This window comes from Streptococcus sp. A34 (genome assembly GCF_043674115.1).
GTDB classification, from domain to species: Bacteria; Bacillota; Bacilli; order Lactobacillales; family Streptococcaceae; genus Streptococcus; species Streptococcus suis_V.
Genome location: NZ_JBIMJM010000044.1, coordinates 1 through 14890, shown reverse-complemented (window position 1 = coordinate 14890; position 14890 = coordinate 1). Strand labels below are relative to the sequence as shown.

Here is a 14890-nt window from a genome sequence, read left to right as displayed (position 1 = left end):
CTGGCAAAAAGACCGACTATCAGACCAATAAACAGAAAAAGACAAACGCCTCTTAAGTGTTTGTCTTCAATCTGAAGGACCTCTACGGTCCTTTTCTTATTGTTTTGTAAAGCTGATTTTATCCAAGATCGTGTCGTTGGTGTCAACTTCTGTCAAGGTCAAGGTTGATCCACTTAAACTATAGGTATCTGCTTCGCCATCAATGTAGGCGATTTTCTTCTCAAGATCCAGAATGACCAATTCACTATCTTGTTCCCCATCATTGTCAACTTCAACCAGGCTACCCTGATTGCCTTTGATGGTCAAGGTATACGTATCATTTCCGACCGTAGCTGTATAAGTTCCATCTAGCTCTGAACTATCTACCAGAGTAATGCCGTAACCTGCTGCAACTTGCTCAGCTGTGATCGCTGTTGTAGTTGTTGAAGAAGCTGCTGCTGTTGTACTACTTGATGCTGTTGAGCTAGAGCTTGCAACAACTGACTGAGCTGTGGTGACTTGATTATCATCATCGTCTGATAGACCAAGGCTCTGTTCAACTTGAGTTTCTAAAGCTTCCAAACGATTTTCATATATTTCAGCTGCGACAAATCCACCTGTTACCAAGAGTAGAGCCCCTGCTGAAAGCAAGATGATTGATTTTTTACTCATCTTACTTACTTTTGTTTTTAAACTGGTTAGGAGAGATGCTTTTTCTTCCGTTTGCACTTCTTGCTCGATAATTTGCTTGTTTTCGTTTTGGTTTTCCATTTGTGTTTCCTCTTTTTTACGATTTTCTTCAGCTCTTTGCTGATAAGTCTATTATAGAGGACAATTCTCAACACTTTAGGTAAAGTTTCTAAACAATTTCTAAACAAATTCGAAAGAATTTATGCATTGAGTCGGTAACCGGCTCCCCAAACCGTTTCAATCAAATCTGCCCCCAGCTTATCCCTCAGTCGATTGATATGGACCGTTACTGTTGCACTATCGCCTACATAGTCATAGCCCCAGATTGTCTCGAAGAGTTGATCTTTTGAAAAGACCCTGTTGGGATGTTGGGCGAGGTGAACCAGTAATTCAAACTCCCTATTGGGCAACTTGATCGGCTGCCCTGCTTTTTCCACCTTCCAACTCTCCAAATAGATCACCAAGTCACCAATCCGAAGTTCCTTCTCCTCTTTGGTAGGTTGCAGGCGTTGGTAGCGGGTCAGGTGGGCCTTCACACGCGCAACCAACTCCATGGGATCAAAAGGTTTACTGATATAGTCATCCGCTCCTAAGCCTAAGCCCCGAACGACATCCATAGTTTCTTGTTTGGACGTCACCATCAGAATAGGAAAATCCACTTGGTTACGGAGGTCGCGGCAAATATCATAGCCAGTTTTGTTAGGGAGCATGACATCTAAAAGTAAAATATTATAGGTTTCTGTTCGAATCTGCTCTTCAACTAGGGCACCATCTGTTACGACATCAACTTGATAGCCCTGCATTTCCAAATAATCTCGCTCAAGCTGTGCAATTTCGATATCATCTTCAGCAATCAATATCCGTGTCATTTCTTATCCTTTCTTAGGCAGATGAATGGTAAAGATCAACCCAGCCTTATTTTCAACCACGATTGTGCCACCCAGACGATGCACAATATTGTTTACAATTGAGAGTCCTAGACCATGTCCATCCACTTGCTGACGGGCCTGATCTACACGGTAAAATTCCGTAAAAAGTTTGTCAAGATGGTCCTTCGAAACGCCTTGGCCGTTATCAGCAAAAGTCCAAACCACTTGATTTCCTTCAGTAGAGCCTGAAATGGTCAACAAAAGCGGGTTAGCAGTAGCATATTTTCGCGCATTGTCTACCAAGTTATCCAAAATCCGTCTAAATTGGACTGGGTCCAATTCAACAGGTAATTCCTCTGTTACTTGTAGGCGAAAATCAATCGCTTCATCTACCAATTCTGCCTTCTTCTCACTGATGTAGGCTTCGAACACCTCCCTCAAGTTGACTTCTACTGTATCAAATGGCAATTTGTCAGTCTCTAGTTGAGAAAAAACAAACAATTTTTCCAGCAATTTCTCCATGACCAATGATTTCTGATAGATAATGGTCAGGTAATTCTGCCGTTTTTCTTCTGTGTTAGCAACTCCGTCTAAAATTCCCTTGGCATAGCCTTTAATCGATGTGAGAGGTGTCCGTAAATCATGGGATATATCCGCCACCATTTGGGTCCGATTCTGTTCATACAGGCGATTTTTCTCCTGAGCCTCCAACAAGCTTGTCTGCATTTGGTTGAAACCTTCTGTCAATTCTTCAAATTCTCGATCACCGCTATAATCTAGATTTTCCTGGTAATTTCCCTTGCGAATCCGCTCAACCCCCTTGTGGAGTTCATCCATCGGTTTCATAATGGCCTGAAGGATGCGTTTGGTAACCATCAAATTCAAGGTCAAAATGACTGCAATACCAGAGCCACCCATTACCGCAATTTGTAACAAGAAGGTCTGAAATTCCCTAGCGTCTTGTTGGTCTTCCGTATCTTCAATTACCGCATAGAGGGAGACTGTTTGCCCCTGTGTTTCCAACTGCCTACTGATTACAATTTCCTCATCAATGTAGGTTAAATGGGTGGTCTCGCTAATTGCAACAGCCGTGACTTCCTCTACATCTTCCTGGATATTGGAAAACAAAATAAAGCCATCACTCTCCACATAGAGCTGAGCCCCTCCACTTGCTAGTTTCTCTGCTAGATCCACATAATCTGTTCCCGAAAATTCTTCAATGCTGGTTTGGCTCATCGCTGTTTTCTGGCTTGTGGACAATAAACTACTCCGATTCAGATAGATGTTATTGACAACAAAGACACTGATGACCAACATGGCAAGCAGAGAAATCCCTAACATCAGCATATTAAGACGAAAAATCCGTTTTTGTAAATTCATGTGCCACTTTCTTCCTTAATTTTTCAACATTATAAGCAAATTCCACCTATTTGTAAAGTTTTCTTGCTTCAAATTCACGATAACTCTAACCATAACTCGTTTCTCAAATACCAGCTTACACTTTGAATGCTTACGTTCTGTTCTATCTTTCAGCCGATAAAGCCTAAGAGCTGAAAGTCATATAAACGAAAAAAGAGGCAAATTCTGCCTCTCTTAATAGGATGTGATTAGATTTCTTTTTTCTTAGCTACAACTGCTGCTGCACCAAGGAGACCCAATGCTGGAAGCAAATACACAAGACTATTTGTTTGACCAGTATTTGGGAGTGTTGCTGCAGTAGTAGAAGTAGTTTTAGCAACTGGTTCTGAAGCTACTGCTGCTGGTGCTGAAGTTACCGCTGCTGGTGCTGGAGTAACTGCTGCTGGTGCTGGAGCAACCGCTGCTGGTGCTGGAGCAACCGCTGCTGGTGCTGGAGTAACTGCTGCTGGTGCTGGAGTAACTACTGCTGGTGCTGGAGCAACAAGGCTAGCTGGGTCGATTGATGGAAGTACTGGAGCTTTTACACTCTCACCTTTAGCTGTTTCGATTGCTCCTTCAATCGTTGAAGGATCGATTGTTGGCAATTCTGCAGCTGTCGTACCTTCACCGTTTGTATAAAGGTAATAGTCACCGTCTTTACCACCAATTTGAACTGTTGGAAGTGCTTCTGCTGTTGGTGCTTCAGTTGGTACATTTGTAAGATACAAACCATTCTCATCCAAGGCTACTTTAGCTTCTTCCAAAGCTGGTGCAGTAACGCCTTCACCATTTACTTGAATATCAACTGTGCTTGGGTCCAAAGCTGGTAGTTCTGCAGAAGCTGTTACACCAGTACCTGTAGCATAAACATATGGTTCGCCATTTTCAAAAGCAAGTTTAACTTCTGAGACCTCTGTAGTAGTTCCTTCTCCATGAACGTGGATATCAACTGTGCTTGGATCCAAAGCTGGTTTGTAGTCAGAATTCAATACGCTTGAACCTTTAGCTGTCAATTCACCTGTATTCAAATCAAACGTTGGAATTGGATCAGCTGTTACACCGGTACCATGCGCTGTAACGTTAGCAACCTCAACTTCAGCTGCAGATACAGTTGCTGTACCTGCAACAGCAATTGCTGCTAGTGACAACAAACCGATTGAAGTTTTTCTAAGTGAAAACTTGATTGTATTATTTGACATAATGATTCCTTCCCCTATTTTGTCAGAAATAGTATAATCTCATTTACCTATATTCCTATAGATATAACTCCATTATATATATATATATATCGGTTGTCAAGCATTTTGTTGCAGAATTTTTATATTTTTACCCTTTTTTACAAAAAAATGGACAAGCAATCGCCTGTCCTAACTATCTCATCCTCGAATATCTCATACAGGCCTCTGGTTAGCTTAATACCAACCATTGGCAATCCAGAACTGGTAGGCATTTTCCCATGAACCGTAACGTTGCAATACATAGTTGTCTGCTACACGCTCCTGGTTTTCAGGTGAAAAATCACCATTTAGGTAAGAACTTGTGAGCTGGTAACGACCATAGTAGATACCGTTTTGAGCTGTATAGCTGCCACCAGACTCTTTTTGAGCAATAAATTCTTTGGCAGCTGCTTCACCGACACCTGCAGTAACAACTGGCTGGGCTGCTTGAACCTGAACTACAGGTTGGGCTTGGACAGCTTCAGTAGCAACTTGTTGCACCTGTACTTGTTGATATTCAGGTTGAGCAACTTGAACAACGGGCTGTTGTACTTCTGGGGTTGTCTCAGGGCTAGCTACTTGACTTGTTTCTGTAGCTGGAGCAACTTCTTCCGCTTTGGAAGCTTCAGTCGTCGTACTTTCCTCAGTACTCTCTGGCTTCTTTTCTTCTTTTTTTACATCAGAAACCTTTTTCTCTTCCTTGGATTCATATGTTTTCTTTATCGTATCCTCTTTGGCTGCAACAGCTGAAGAATTGGTAGATTGGTCAACAAAATCAGCAATGCTAAATTCAGAATGGTAGGTATCAGCGATAGCAACGCCAGCTGTAAGTGCTACGAGGGCGGTCGCTACTCCGATAATTACATTTTTCAATTTTTTTGTAAATGTCATAAAATATATAGTTTCCTTTCATATGACTGAAACTATCTTACAACTTGATTATTACTTTTGTTTTATAATTCCATTACAAATATTACAGCATTGTTTGTTTTTTACTAAAAAACACAATTGTTCGTGTTTTTTAAGGGGTTTTCAAAAAATATAAGAGCAATCCCAAACAAATCATAGCCAGAATTGCTAGGCTATCTGCCAACTTCCAATCCAGTACCCTATACTTGGTCCGGCCATCGCCCCCCTGATAACCTCGAGCCTCCATAGCTGTCGCCAGGGCATCTGCTCGCTTAAAACTAGATGCAAAAAGCGGTATCAAAATAGGGATAACGGACTTAACCTTTTGAATGATATTTCCTTCATTGAAATCAACACCACGCGCCCGCTGAGCGTTCATAATCCGAGTCGTGTCATCCATCAAGGTCGGCACAAAACGCAAACTCATGGACAACATAAGCCCAATTTCATGAACTGGCACCTTGATTTTCTTGAGAGGAGCAAGCCCCGCCTCAATACCATCTGCCAAACTAAGTGGTGTTGTTGTCAGAGTTAGGAGAGTTGAAAAGAAGATAATCAGGACAAAGCGCACAAAAATCACTGCCGCCTGTTGCAAACCTTCCACCGACAATTTGAAAATCCAGAATTCCCACAAAACCCTTGTTCCTGGTGTAAAGAAAATCTGGAAGAAAGTGGTAAACAGGATAATCCCAATCATGGGCTTGACACCATTGATGAAAAAGGACAAGCGAATGCGAGAGAGCAAAATCAAACCGAGAACAAAGGCAATCAACAGCGCATTGGTTACCAGATTATTGGCCCAGAAAATAATTAACAGAAAGGCAAACATGGCCAAGAGCTTACTTCGAGGGTCTAGGCGATGCAACAGCGAGTCACCAGGAATGTAGCGACCTAAAATTAACTTATCCATGCGTCACCATCCTTGTAAATTCCTCAATCGTAATAGGCAAGCGCTCAAAAACAAAGCCCCTGCGCTCCAGATTGGCAGCAAACTTGGTGATTTTGGGAACACCCAGCTGGATCGATTCCAAAAAATCAACCTCTTGGAAAACATCAATCGGCTTGCCAGAACGAACCAGCTTGCCCTTTTCCATGATGTAGACAAAATCAGCATAATTAGCCACGTCATCCATCAGATGCGTCACCAAGACAATGGTCATCCCATTCGCATGGAGTTTCTTGAAAATATCCATCAGCTCTTGACGACCAGCCGGATCCAAACCAGCAGTCGGCTCATCCAGAACTAAAACAGACGGTTCCATAGCCAGGATGCCCGCAATGGCTACACGGCGCATCTGACCTCCAGACAAATCAAAGGGACTGCGGTCATAGACTTCCTCTGAAATACCAACCAGAGCCAATTTTTCACGCGCAATCTTCTCAGCCTCTTCCTTAGAAACACCAAAATTCTGCGGACCGAATGCCACATCCTGCAAGACAGTCTCATCAAAGACCTGGCTTTCTGGAAACTGAAAGACCAAGCCGACTTTCTTACGCACCTGCTTGATATCCTTATTTTGAGATGTGCCCGTGATAACCACATCATCGATGACCACACTGCCTTCTGTCGGTACATTAAGACCATTCAAAAGCTGTAAAATCGTCGACTTCCCGGATCCAGTATGACCAATCAATGCCGTATAGGACCCGTCCACAATCTCCAAATCAACACCAAAAAGCGCCCGCCCCTCAAAAGGAGTGCCGGCCTGATAGGTATAGCTTACTTCTTGGAGATGAATTCCCATACAGTTTCCTCTAATTCTTCCTCTGTAAAATAGCGGAGTGGAACAGCTAGTCCAGCCTGACGCAAGGACTGGGCCAATTCTGCCGTAAAGGGCTGGGCCAAGTCCAAATCAGCCAAATCGTCCCGCATAAACAAGTCAGCTGGTGTCGAAATCGACTCTACTTGACCATTTTTCATAACAATAACCCGATCGCTAAGCGCTACCTCATCCAGGTCATGGGTAATGGAGATAACCGTCATGCCATGCTGATCCTTAATATCTTTAACAATCTGAATCAAGTCCAGGCGCCCCTCTGGATCCAGCATGGAGGTCGCCTCGTCCAAAATAATAATCTTTGGACGCAAGGCAACCACACCAGCAATGGCAACACGTTGTTTCTGACCGCCAGATAGACGAGCTGGTTCTCTAATCTTGAAATCAGCCATTCCAACCAATTCAAGCGTCTCCTGGACGCGCTGACGCATTTCAGCCAAGGGGATGCCTTGGTTTTCCAAACCAAAGGCCACATCGTCCTCAACCGTTGCCCCGACGAATTGATTATCTGGATTTTGGAAAACCATACCAATCAAGCGACGCTTGTCCCAAACATTGTCAACAGTCAGCTTATCTCCATCGATAAAAATATCTCCAGACTCAGCCTCCAAAAGACCATCAATCAGACGAACCGTCGTTGACTTTCCTGAACCATTGTGGCCGATAATGGACAACCATTCCCCCTGTTTCACGTGAAACGTCACGTCGTTTAAGGTATAATTTTCAGCTTCTTCTTCGTATTTATACTTGAGATGCTTTACTTGGATAATATCTGTCATTTGAATGTATCTTTAAATAAATAAGACGCACCCTTGAAATAATCATAGCCTGAGTAGAGGGTGAAAAAGAGTGCGATATAGAGCGTGATTTGACCGAGCAAATTCCAGTGCAATAGGAGAAAAATAATGGCAAACATCTGTGAGAAGGTCTTGATTTTACCTGGCATAGCCGCAGCTAGCACAGTACCACCATTTTCTACCAACAATAGGCGAAGGCCTGTCACGGCCAACTCACGACAGATGATAATAGCCACCACCCAGGCAGCGGCAAAACCAAGCTCCACCAGCATGATGAAGGCCGTCATAACTAAAATCTTATCAGCCATGGGATCGGCAAATTTTCCGAAGTTGGTCACAACCTGCCATTTACGGGCCAGATAGCCATCCAAATAGTCTGTCACACTAGCCAAGGCAAAAATAATCGCAGCCAAATAATGGCTCAGTGCATCTTTCCAGACGGTCAAGAGTAGGATAAAAATCGGAATCACCAGTATCCGTCCTACCGTCAAGGCGTTGGGTATGTTTTCTTTTTTCATTTTTTTCATATTATTCAACCGTTAAATAGATAACTCCAGGATCAGCTGTGATGGCTGACGTATCCAAACTATTGCCAGCAATTTTGATAGAGACACCCTCTGTCACACCTAAAACCAGATTAGCGGCGTTTATGCCTTCTGGAATAGTCGCCGTGACTGTATTGGTTTCTGGAGATAGAACAAATCCACCCGCAATTTCTGTATCAGATAGACTGACCCAGCTAGTAGCATCTGTCACGGAAAGTTCCACCTCAACTGGACCCGCGTGTTCAGAAAGGACGACCGTCAACTCTGAGCCACCACCCGAGGTCGTTAAAGTCCCTGAAGCCAACTCCTCTTGACTAGATGAACTAGAGGATTCATCTGTACTTGTAGAAGATGTATCACTTGCTTCCTCTGTCGATGCTGGGGAACTCTCTGAAACCACCTGGACAGTCGACGGAGCCAACTCTTTTCGTTCTTGATTCTGAACTCTATTCAATACGACATAGGTCAACAAGATAAAGATAGAGGTCGCAGCTAGTAACAGGTAAACCAATGGTAAAATCGACGGCTTCTTCTTTCTAACCTTATAGCTTCGTTTTAATTCTGAAGCATGCTCTTCTTCCTGCCCATCCTCATGATAGATGACCAAACTATTTGTCATAAAAGCATCTACCAGGACATCACCATCTAGGTCTAGTACTTCCGCATATTTTTTCAAGAAAGAACGCGTATAGGATGGGTCTGGTATGACATCAAAGTTATTAAATTCTAAGGCCTGTAAGTACTTAGCTTGAATTCCCGTCAATCGCTGAATTTCTACAAAATTCCAACCGCGACTCTCTCGGGCAGACCGCAATACCTCTCCTATACTTTTCTGGATCATAGTTTCCTCTCACTTACAATAATTTTCAATATAATATTTTAACAAAAAACTCATGAAATTTCGATGATAAGTTGCTAATTATTTCGGAAAAATCATATAATCTGTCATATCACAGTTCTCAATAAAGGCTTGACCCACTTCCAAGACATCCTGCAGACCGATAGATTCTATCAACTGAGGAAGATCGAAAATACTTGCCCCCTCCAAACTATTGGCTACAAAATGGCTGGCCGTAAATTCCAAAGAATTGAGACTACGAATAAAATCTCCGTACATTTCCTTCTTCAGCAGGGCCAAGTGTTCCTCCGAAACATCCGGATCCTTGGCGAAACGGCTGACAGCCTTGCGCAAGCTGGCTGATAAACTGATTGGTTCCTTGGTATCCGCTGAAAAAATAACATGATGATAGTCTGGTGTTACCTCAACCTGGAAATGGAAGGACGAATCAATTTTCCCCTGATCATACAAGGTCTGGTAACGCTGTGATGTCCAACCAAAAAGCATGGCAAACAAAAGTTGCAGGCTGATTCGATAGGATGGTAAGTTAGCAAGAGAAATGGAATCGTTGCCTCGCAGACCTAATGCCAATTTAGGGCTGGCCACTTCAAAATACTCAGTCCGATTTTTCAAAATATCCAACTTTTTAACCGGCAAATGCTCAATCAGCTCAATCTCTGTATCATTCTGGGCGAGCTGGAAAGTTTTTACCTGTTTCCAGACCTTCTTAACATCAAAATTCCCAATGACAAACAGGCTCATCTTTGAAGGATGATAAAAAGCCTCAAAATTTTCATATAAATCCTCAGCAGTGATAGCCTTGATAGATTCAATCGTGCCAGCGATATCGTGAGCCAGGGCTGTTTCTGGATAAAGGGACGACAATATACCTGTATAGAGACGGTAGTCCGCATCATCCTGATACATCTCAATCTCTTGACCAATAATCCCCTGCTCCTTGGACACATTTTCAGCCGTAAAATGTGGCTCACGGACAAACTGCTGGAGCAAGGCCAGACATTCCAAAACATTTTCCGTTGTTGAAAAGAGGTAGCTAGTCTGCCTCAAGCTAGTATAGGCATTGGCACTAGCCCCCAAATCCGCAAACAAATTCATCACATCATCTTCATCAGCAGTCTCGAATAATTTATGCTCCAGAAAATGAGCAATCCCTTCAGGATAGGAAAATTCCTGTCCCTTCTTTTTAAAATGAGTATGGAGGGCACCAAATTCTGTGGTCAAGATACCATAGGTTTCCTTAAAATCTGTTTTGGGAAGAAAGGTAACTGTCAACCCATTGTCAACTGTCGCATAATAGAGTACTTCCTTCATGTAGGGGTACTTTTTTCTTCTAATTCTCATTCTTTAATGCCCTCCATGAAGTAAACAGCCTGTAAACGCACCAGCTGACCAACTCGTAAAATGTCCTCTCTAGATACCTTGTTTACAGCCTCAATCCACTCTTCCAATGTCACATTCCTTTGACCCATGGTGACCTGATTGTAAACTTGTTCCAGTAAATTATTTTGCCTATCCTGAGCCAGAGTTGCAGAATGAACCAGCATATTTTTTGTCAAATTTAGGTCATCCTCTGAAAACTTCCCTTGCTTAAGAGCCATAACTTGCTGTCTAATCAACTTGATAGCCTTGAGTTTATCTTGTCTGTTGATACCGGCATAAATCTTCAACATCCCTGAAAAGATTGAAATCTGACTGCCAATCGTATAGGCCAAACTTTCTTTTTCCCGCACATTCATAAATAATTTTGAATGGTAAAAAGCACCCAGTAAACCATTGAAAACCAATAAGGCTGGATAGTTTACATCATTGTAAACCACCTGTAAATGGTAAGCTAGTTCTAAAATCGATTGACGAGCCTCTTTTCGCTCAACTCTCTCCCTAGTAACCTTAGAATAAGCTTGCTGGTATTCTAATTCCAACTTGGGGTTACGGTATTTAAAACTGAAAGATGAAAACTTTTCTTGCACCAAAGCCTGGTCTACCTGACCGAGAACGAAAATATCAATCTTATCCAAGCGCAGCATGTTACTATAGGTTTTGAAGGCCGTCTCCGCCGTTACCTGCTCAACCAAATCAATCCGTCCAACACGGGGAATTTGAACTGCCTCATCCTCATAATAAAGTTTACTCATCTCAACATCCGCATGATAAAAATTGTCCTCCACCTCAGTTTCTAAAAAACTAAGTAGATTATTTTTCTCAACTGCAAAGACATCTTCCTTAAAGGCACTGCCGTTCTTCAAAGGTTTGAAGAGACAGGCCTCAAGAAAATCAATAATCTCACCGGTAATATCCTCTTGTTCAGGCAAATAGTGAGGGTTGATGTAGGAAATCGTCAAATCCACAAAATGAACTCGTCCTCTCTTTGATACAGAAGTTGAAAAATGAGCTCCGTAGAGTTCTGCCAAACGCATCCGCAAGCGTTGGGCACTAGGATAATCTTGATTGCCCATTTCTAGCAAATTCGCCACCAATACACGTCCGGCAACCGTCTGTTCACTCATCTCCGCCGCAAACCGCACACGAATTCGATTGGTCGTGAATTTATCTGATTCAATAAAATGAAGCTCAACACCTTCTTGTAATTTCATACTTTGCCTCTTTCAAAACATTGTACCTTCCATTATACCAAATTGTGTTATAATATTCTGTAACGAGGTGACTTATGGAATTTAAATTATTCGACGACTACATTACCCTACAAGCTCTGCTCAAAACAACTGGAATTGTGCATTCCGGCGGGGCTATCAAGGGCTTTTTAGAAGAGAATACCATCCTGTTTAATGGAGAGGATGAAAAAAGACGAGGTAAGAAAATCCGTGTCGGTGACAAAATCAGTCTACCGGACCACGGCATTGACATCAACCTTGTGGCTCCAAGTCAGGAAGAAATTCTACAGCACCAAGAAGAGCAAGCTGAAAAAGCTCGTGTTGCTGCTATAGTAAAAAAACTCAACCAAGAAAACAAAAAGCAGAAGAAACAAGCTCCTCCTGTCAAGAAATCTGTAAAGAAGGTTGACAGGAAACCTGTCCGTTTCCCAGGTACCTAAGATGTGGTTAGAAAAATTACAACTACGCCACTTTCGCAATTATGACCAATTAGATATTGAGTTCCATCAAGGGCTCAATGTCTTTTTGGGACAGAATGCACAGGGTAAGACCAACATTTTAGAGTCTATTTATTTTCTAGCTTTGACACGCAGTCACCGAACTCGTTCAGATAAGGATTTACTTCAATTTGAAGAAAAAGAGTTATCCATTCAAGGTTTACTCCACCGGACTAGCGGTAAACTTCCACTTGACATCAACTTGACAGACAAGGGGCGGGTGACCAAGGTTAATCACCTTAAACAAGCCAAATTGTCCAACTATATCGGGCACTTGAACGTTGTTCTCTTTGCACCGGAAGATTTACAGCTCATCAAAGGAGCACCTGCCCTCCGCCGAAAATTTATTGACGTTGAGTTGGGGCAAATAAAACCCGTCTACCTATCAGACTTGTCCAACTACAATCACGTTCTCAAACAGCGAAATACCTATCTAAAATCAACCGAAAAAGTTGACATGGATTTTCTCAGCGTACTAGACTATCAACTAGCTGATTACGGTAGTCGTGTTATCCAGCATCGGATTGATTTCCTCAAAAAATTAGAGGAATTTGGTAGCCGAAAAGTAGCCGAAATTTCTGGTCAAAGAGAAGAACTTCGGATTGACTACCTATCATCTGTTTCGTTGACAGACTCTGTCAACCTGGTTGACGATTTCTTGACAGAATTAGAAAAAAGTCGGAAACGAGATTTGTTCAAAAAAAATACTGGAGTGGGACCTCACAGAGACGATATTGCTTTCTTCATCAATGGTATGAATGCCCATTATGGTAGCCAAGGTCAACATCGTAGCCTCGTTCTCTCTCTTAAACTGGCTGAGATTGAGCTCATGAAAGAAATTACGCGAGAATATCCGATTTTACTGCTCGACGATGTGATGAGTGAATTGGACAATAGCCGTCAAGTCAAATTACTGGAAACCATCACAGATAAAATTCAAACCTTTATCACGACAACTTCGCTAGACCATCTCCATCAACTCCCAGAAAGTCTAAAAATATTCCATATTTCCAAGGGAACTGTAAAAGAAGACTTGTAAACATCGTTTACAAGTCTTTCTTTTTTATTTACAGTTTTGTCAATTATTGTACGGAATAGTTTGGTGCTTCGTTTGTAATTTGAACGTCGTGTGGGTGACTTTCTTTCAAACCAGCGCCTGACATTTCAATAAATTGAGCATTTTCACGTAATTCTGTCAGGTTGCCTGCTCCGACATAACCCATACCTGAGCGGAGACCACCGACCATTTGGAAAATCATATCTGCAACAGAACCTTTATAAGCGACACGACCTTCAATACCTTCTGGAACCAGCTTGTTTGCCTCATTGACAGAAGCTTGGAAATAACGATCCTTAGAACCTTGTTTCATGGCTGCGATAGAGCCCATACCGCGGTAGGTCTTGAATTTACGTCCTTGGAAGATTTCTGTTTCCCCCGGTGCTTCATCTGTTCCTGCAAACATTGACCCCAACATAACCGCATGACCACCAGCAGCCAAGGCCTTAACAATATCACCTGAATACTTGATACCACCGTCCGCAATGATGGTCTTACCATACTCACGCGCAACGCCAGCAGCATCGTAAATAGCAGTAACCTGTGGTACACCAACACCCGCAATAACACGAGTGGTACAGATAGAACCAGGTCCAATACCCACCTTGACAACATCCACACCAGCCTCGTAAAGGGCACGAGCTCCCTCAGCTGTAGCAATATTACCTGCAATCAAAGTACGGTCTGGGAAGTGGGCACGAATTTCCGCAATCTTACGGAGAACACCAGCAGAATGCCCATGAGCTGTGTCAATAACAATGGCATCTGCACCAGCTTCAAAGAGAGCCTCCGCACGTTCAAAAGTATCAGAAGTGACACCGACCGCACCAGCTACCAAGAGACGACCAAATTCATCCTTGGCAGCATTTGGAAATTCAATCACTTTTTCAATGTCTTTAATCGTAATCAAGCCTGACAAACGACCATTTTCATCCACCAATGGCAATTTTTCAATACGGTGTTGGTGGAGAATCGCCTCAGCAGTTTCCAAATCCGTTCCAACAGGAGCAGTTACCAAACCATCGCTGGTCATATTGCTAGAAATCGGCTTTGAGTAATCGGTAATAAAACGCATATCACGGTTGGTAATAATACCCACCAGTTTGCGATTTTCCAGGGTTTCAACAATCGGTACACCTGAAATACGGTAAGTCGCCATCAATTTTTCAGCCTCTGCAATTGTATGCTCTGGTGTTAAGAAGAAAGGATCAATAATAACCCCATTTTCAGAACGTTTTACCTTACGCACTTCATCTGCCTGCTCTGCAATGGACATATTCTTGTGGATGACACCCAGACCACCTGCACGCGCCATAGCAATCGCCATTTTGCTGTCGGTTACCGTATCCATAGCTGCTGAAATGATAGGAAGATTGAGGGTCAAATTCGGAGCTAACTGTGTCTTTAAGTCAATATCGTGTGGCAAGACATGGCTCTCAGCCGGAATGAGCAAGACATCATCAAATGTAAAGCCTTTTTTCAAAAATTTAGTTTCCCAATTTGACATGGATGGTTTCCTCTTTTCTCTTTTGTTTGAAATTTATTTTATCTATGATAACATTTTAAGAATATTTGTCAATCATTATTCGTCTTAATATCATTAAACATATGTAGCGTTACAATTGATGTGAGACTTATAGAAGTCAAAAAGAAGATTCCTTGATATGATAAGAGTACCACCACTCA

The 14890-nt window shown here is 42.4% G+C and carries 15 protein-coding genes; 2 read left to right on the top strand and 13 right to left on the bottom strand.

Annotated features, from left to right (window positions below; all coding sequences use genetic code 11):
* Positions 1-96: 96 nt before the first annotated feature.
* The 12 genes from ACHBGV_RS09320 to yfmF all read right to left on the bottom strand — a co-directional run bounded on the left by ACHBGV_RS09320 (position 97) and on the right by yfmF (position 11632).
* The gene (locus ACHBGV_RS09320; RefSeq protein ID WP_394736194.1) at positions 97-750 is read right to left on the bottom strand and encodes a hypothetical protein; all 654 of its coding nucleotides are present in this window, start codon (positions 748-750) and stop codon (positions 97-99) included.
* A gap of 119 nt (positions 751-869) precedes the next feature.
* Entirely contained in the window at positions 870-1538 is a 669-nt protein-coding gene (locus ACHBGV_RS09315; protein WP_394736193.1) for a response regulator transcription factor, read from the bottom strand.
* Positions 1539-1541: 3 nt separating this feature from the next.
* Complete coding sequence (locus tag ACHBGV_RS09310) at positions 1542-2918, bottom strand: sensor histidine kinase (protein WP_394736192.1); 1377 nt, start codon at positions 2916-2918, stop codon at positions 1542-1544.
* A gap of 227 nt (positions 2919-3145) precedes the next feature.
* Positions 3146-4135, bottom strand: coding sequence for an LPXTG cell wall anchor domain-containing protein (locus ACHBGV_RS09305; protein ID WP_394736191.1), 990 nt, complete (start codon positions 4133-4135; stop codon positions 3146-3148).
* Positions 4136-4348: 213 nt separating this feature from the next.
* Entirely contained in the window at positions 4349-5044 is a 696-nt protein-coding gene (locus ACHBGV_RS09300) for a peptidoglycan-binding protein LysM (RefSeq protein WP_174851713.1), read from the bottom strand.
* Between the two features lie 130 nt (positions 5045-5174).
* Positions 5175-5972 (bottom strand): energy-coupling factor transporter transmembrane protein EcfT, encoded by a 798-nt coding sequence (locus ACHBGV_RS09295; RefSeq protein WP_105160716.1) that lies wholly within the window; start codon positions 5970-5972, stop codon positions 5175-5177.
* Positions 5965-6807: an energy-coupling factor transporter ATPase gene (locus tag ACHBGV_RS09290; protein ID WP_105111327.1), complete on the bottom strand. Its 843-nt coding sequence runs from the start codon at positions 6805-6807 to the stop codon at positions 5965-5967. The genes ACHBGV_RS09295 and ACHBGV_RS09290 overlap by 8 nt, the downstream gene beginning before the upstream one ends.
* Positions 6783-7619 (bottom strand): energy-coupling factor transporter ATPase, encoded by an 837-nt coding sequence (locus tag ACHBGV_RS09285; protein ID WP_105122438.1) that lies wholly within the window; start codon positions 7617-7619, stop codon positions 6783-6785. The genes ACHBGV_RS09290 and ACHBGV_RS09285 overlap by 25 nt, the downstream gene beginning before the upstream one ends.
* The gene (gene pgsA / locus ACHBGV_RS09280; RefSeq protein ID WP_105111360.1) at positions 7616-8155 is read right to left on the bottom strand and encodes a CDP-diacylglycerol--glycerol-3-phosphate 3-phosphatidyltransferase; all 540 of its coding nucleotides are present in this window, start codon (positions 8153-8155) and stop codon (positions 7616-7618) included. The genes ACHBGV_RS09285 and pgsA overlap by 4 nt, the downstream gene beginning before the upstream one ends.
* A gap of 10 nt (positions 8156-8165) precedes the next feature.
* A complete protein-coding gene (locus ACHBGV_RS09275) occupies positions 8166-9023 on the bottom strand; it encodes a helix-turn-helix domain-containing protein (RefSeq protein ID WP_394736190.1) in 858 nt (285 codons plus the stop codon).
* A 78-nt stretch (positions 9024-9101) separates the two neighbouring features.
* On the bottom strand, positions 9102-10382 hold the full coding sequence (gene yfmH / locus ACHBGV_RS09270) for an EF-P 5-aminopentanol modification-associated protein YfmH (RefSeq protein WP_394736189.1): 1281 nt from the start codon (positions 10380-10382) through the stop codon (positions 9102-9104).
* Entirely contained in the window at positions 10379-11632 is a 1254-nt protein-coding gene (yfmF, locus tag ACHBGV_RS09265) for an EF-P 5-aminopentanol modification-associated protein YfmF (RefSeq protein WP_394736188.1), read from the bottom strand. Before yfmF ends, yfmH begins: the two co-directional genes overlap by 4 nt.
* A gap of 74 nt (positions 11633-11706) precedes the next feature.
* Here yfmF and yaaA point away from each other — a divergent pair, with 74 nt between their 5' ends.
* A complete protein-coding gene (gene yaaA, locus ACHBGV_RS09260) occupies positions 11707-12090 on the top strand; it encodes a S4 domain-containing protein YaaA (protein ID WP_105122442.1) in 384 nt (127 codons plus the stop codon).
* A 1-nt stretch (position 12091) separates the two neighbouring features.
* A complete protein-coding gene (gene recF / locus ACHBGV_RS09255; RefSeq protein WP_394736187.1) occupies positions 12092-13186 on the top strand; it encodes a DNA replication/repair protein RecF in 1095 nt (364 codons plus the stop codon).
* A gap of 43 nt (positions 13187-13229) precedes the next feature.
* On the opposite strand, the gene guaB is transcribed toward recF, so the two are convergent.
* Positions 13230-14711, bottom strand: a complete 1482-nt coding sequence (gene guaB / locus ACHBGV_RS09250; RefSeq protein WP_172010102.1) for an IMP dehydrogenase — start codon at positions 14709-14711, stop codon at positions 13230-13232.
* Between the last annotated feature and the right edge of the window lie 179 nt (positions 14712-14890).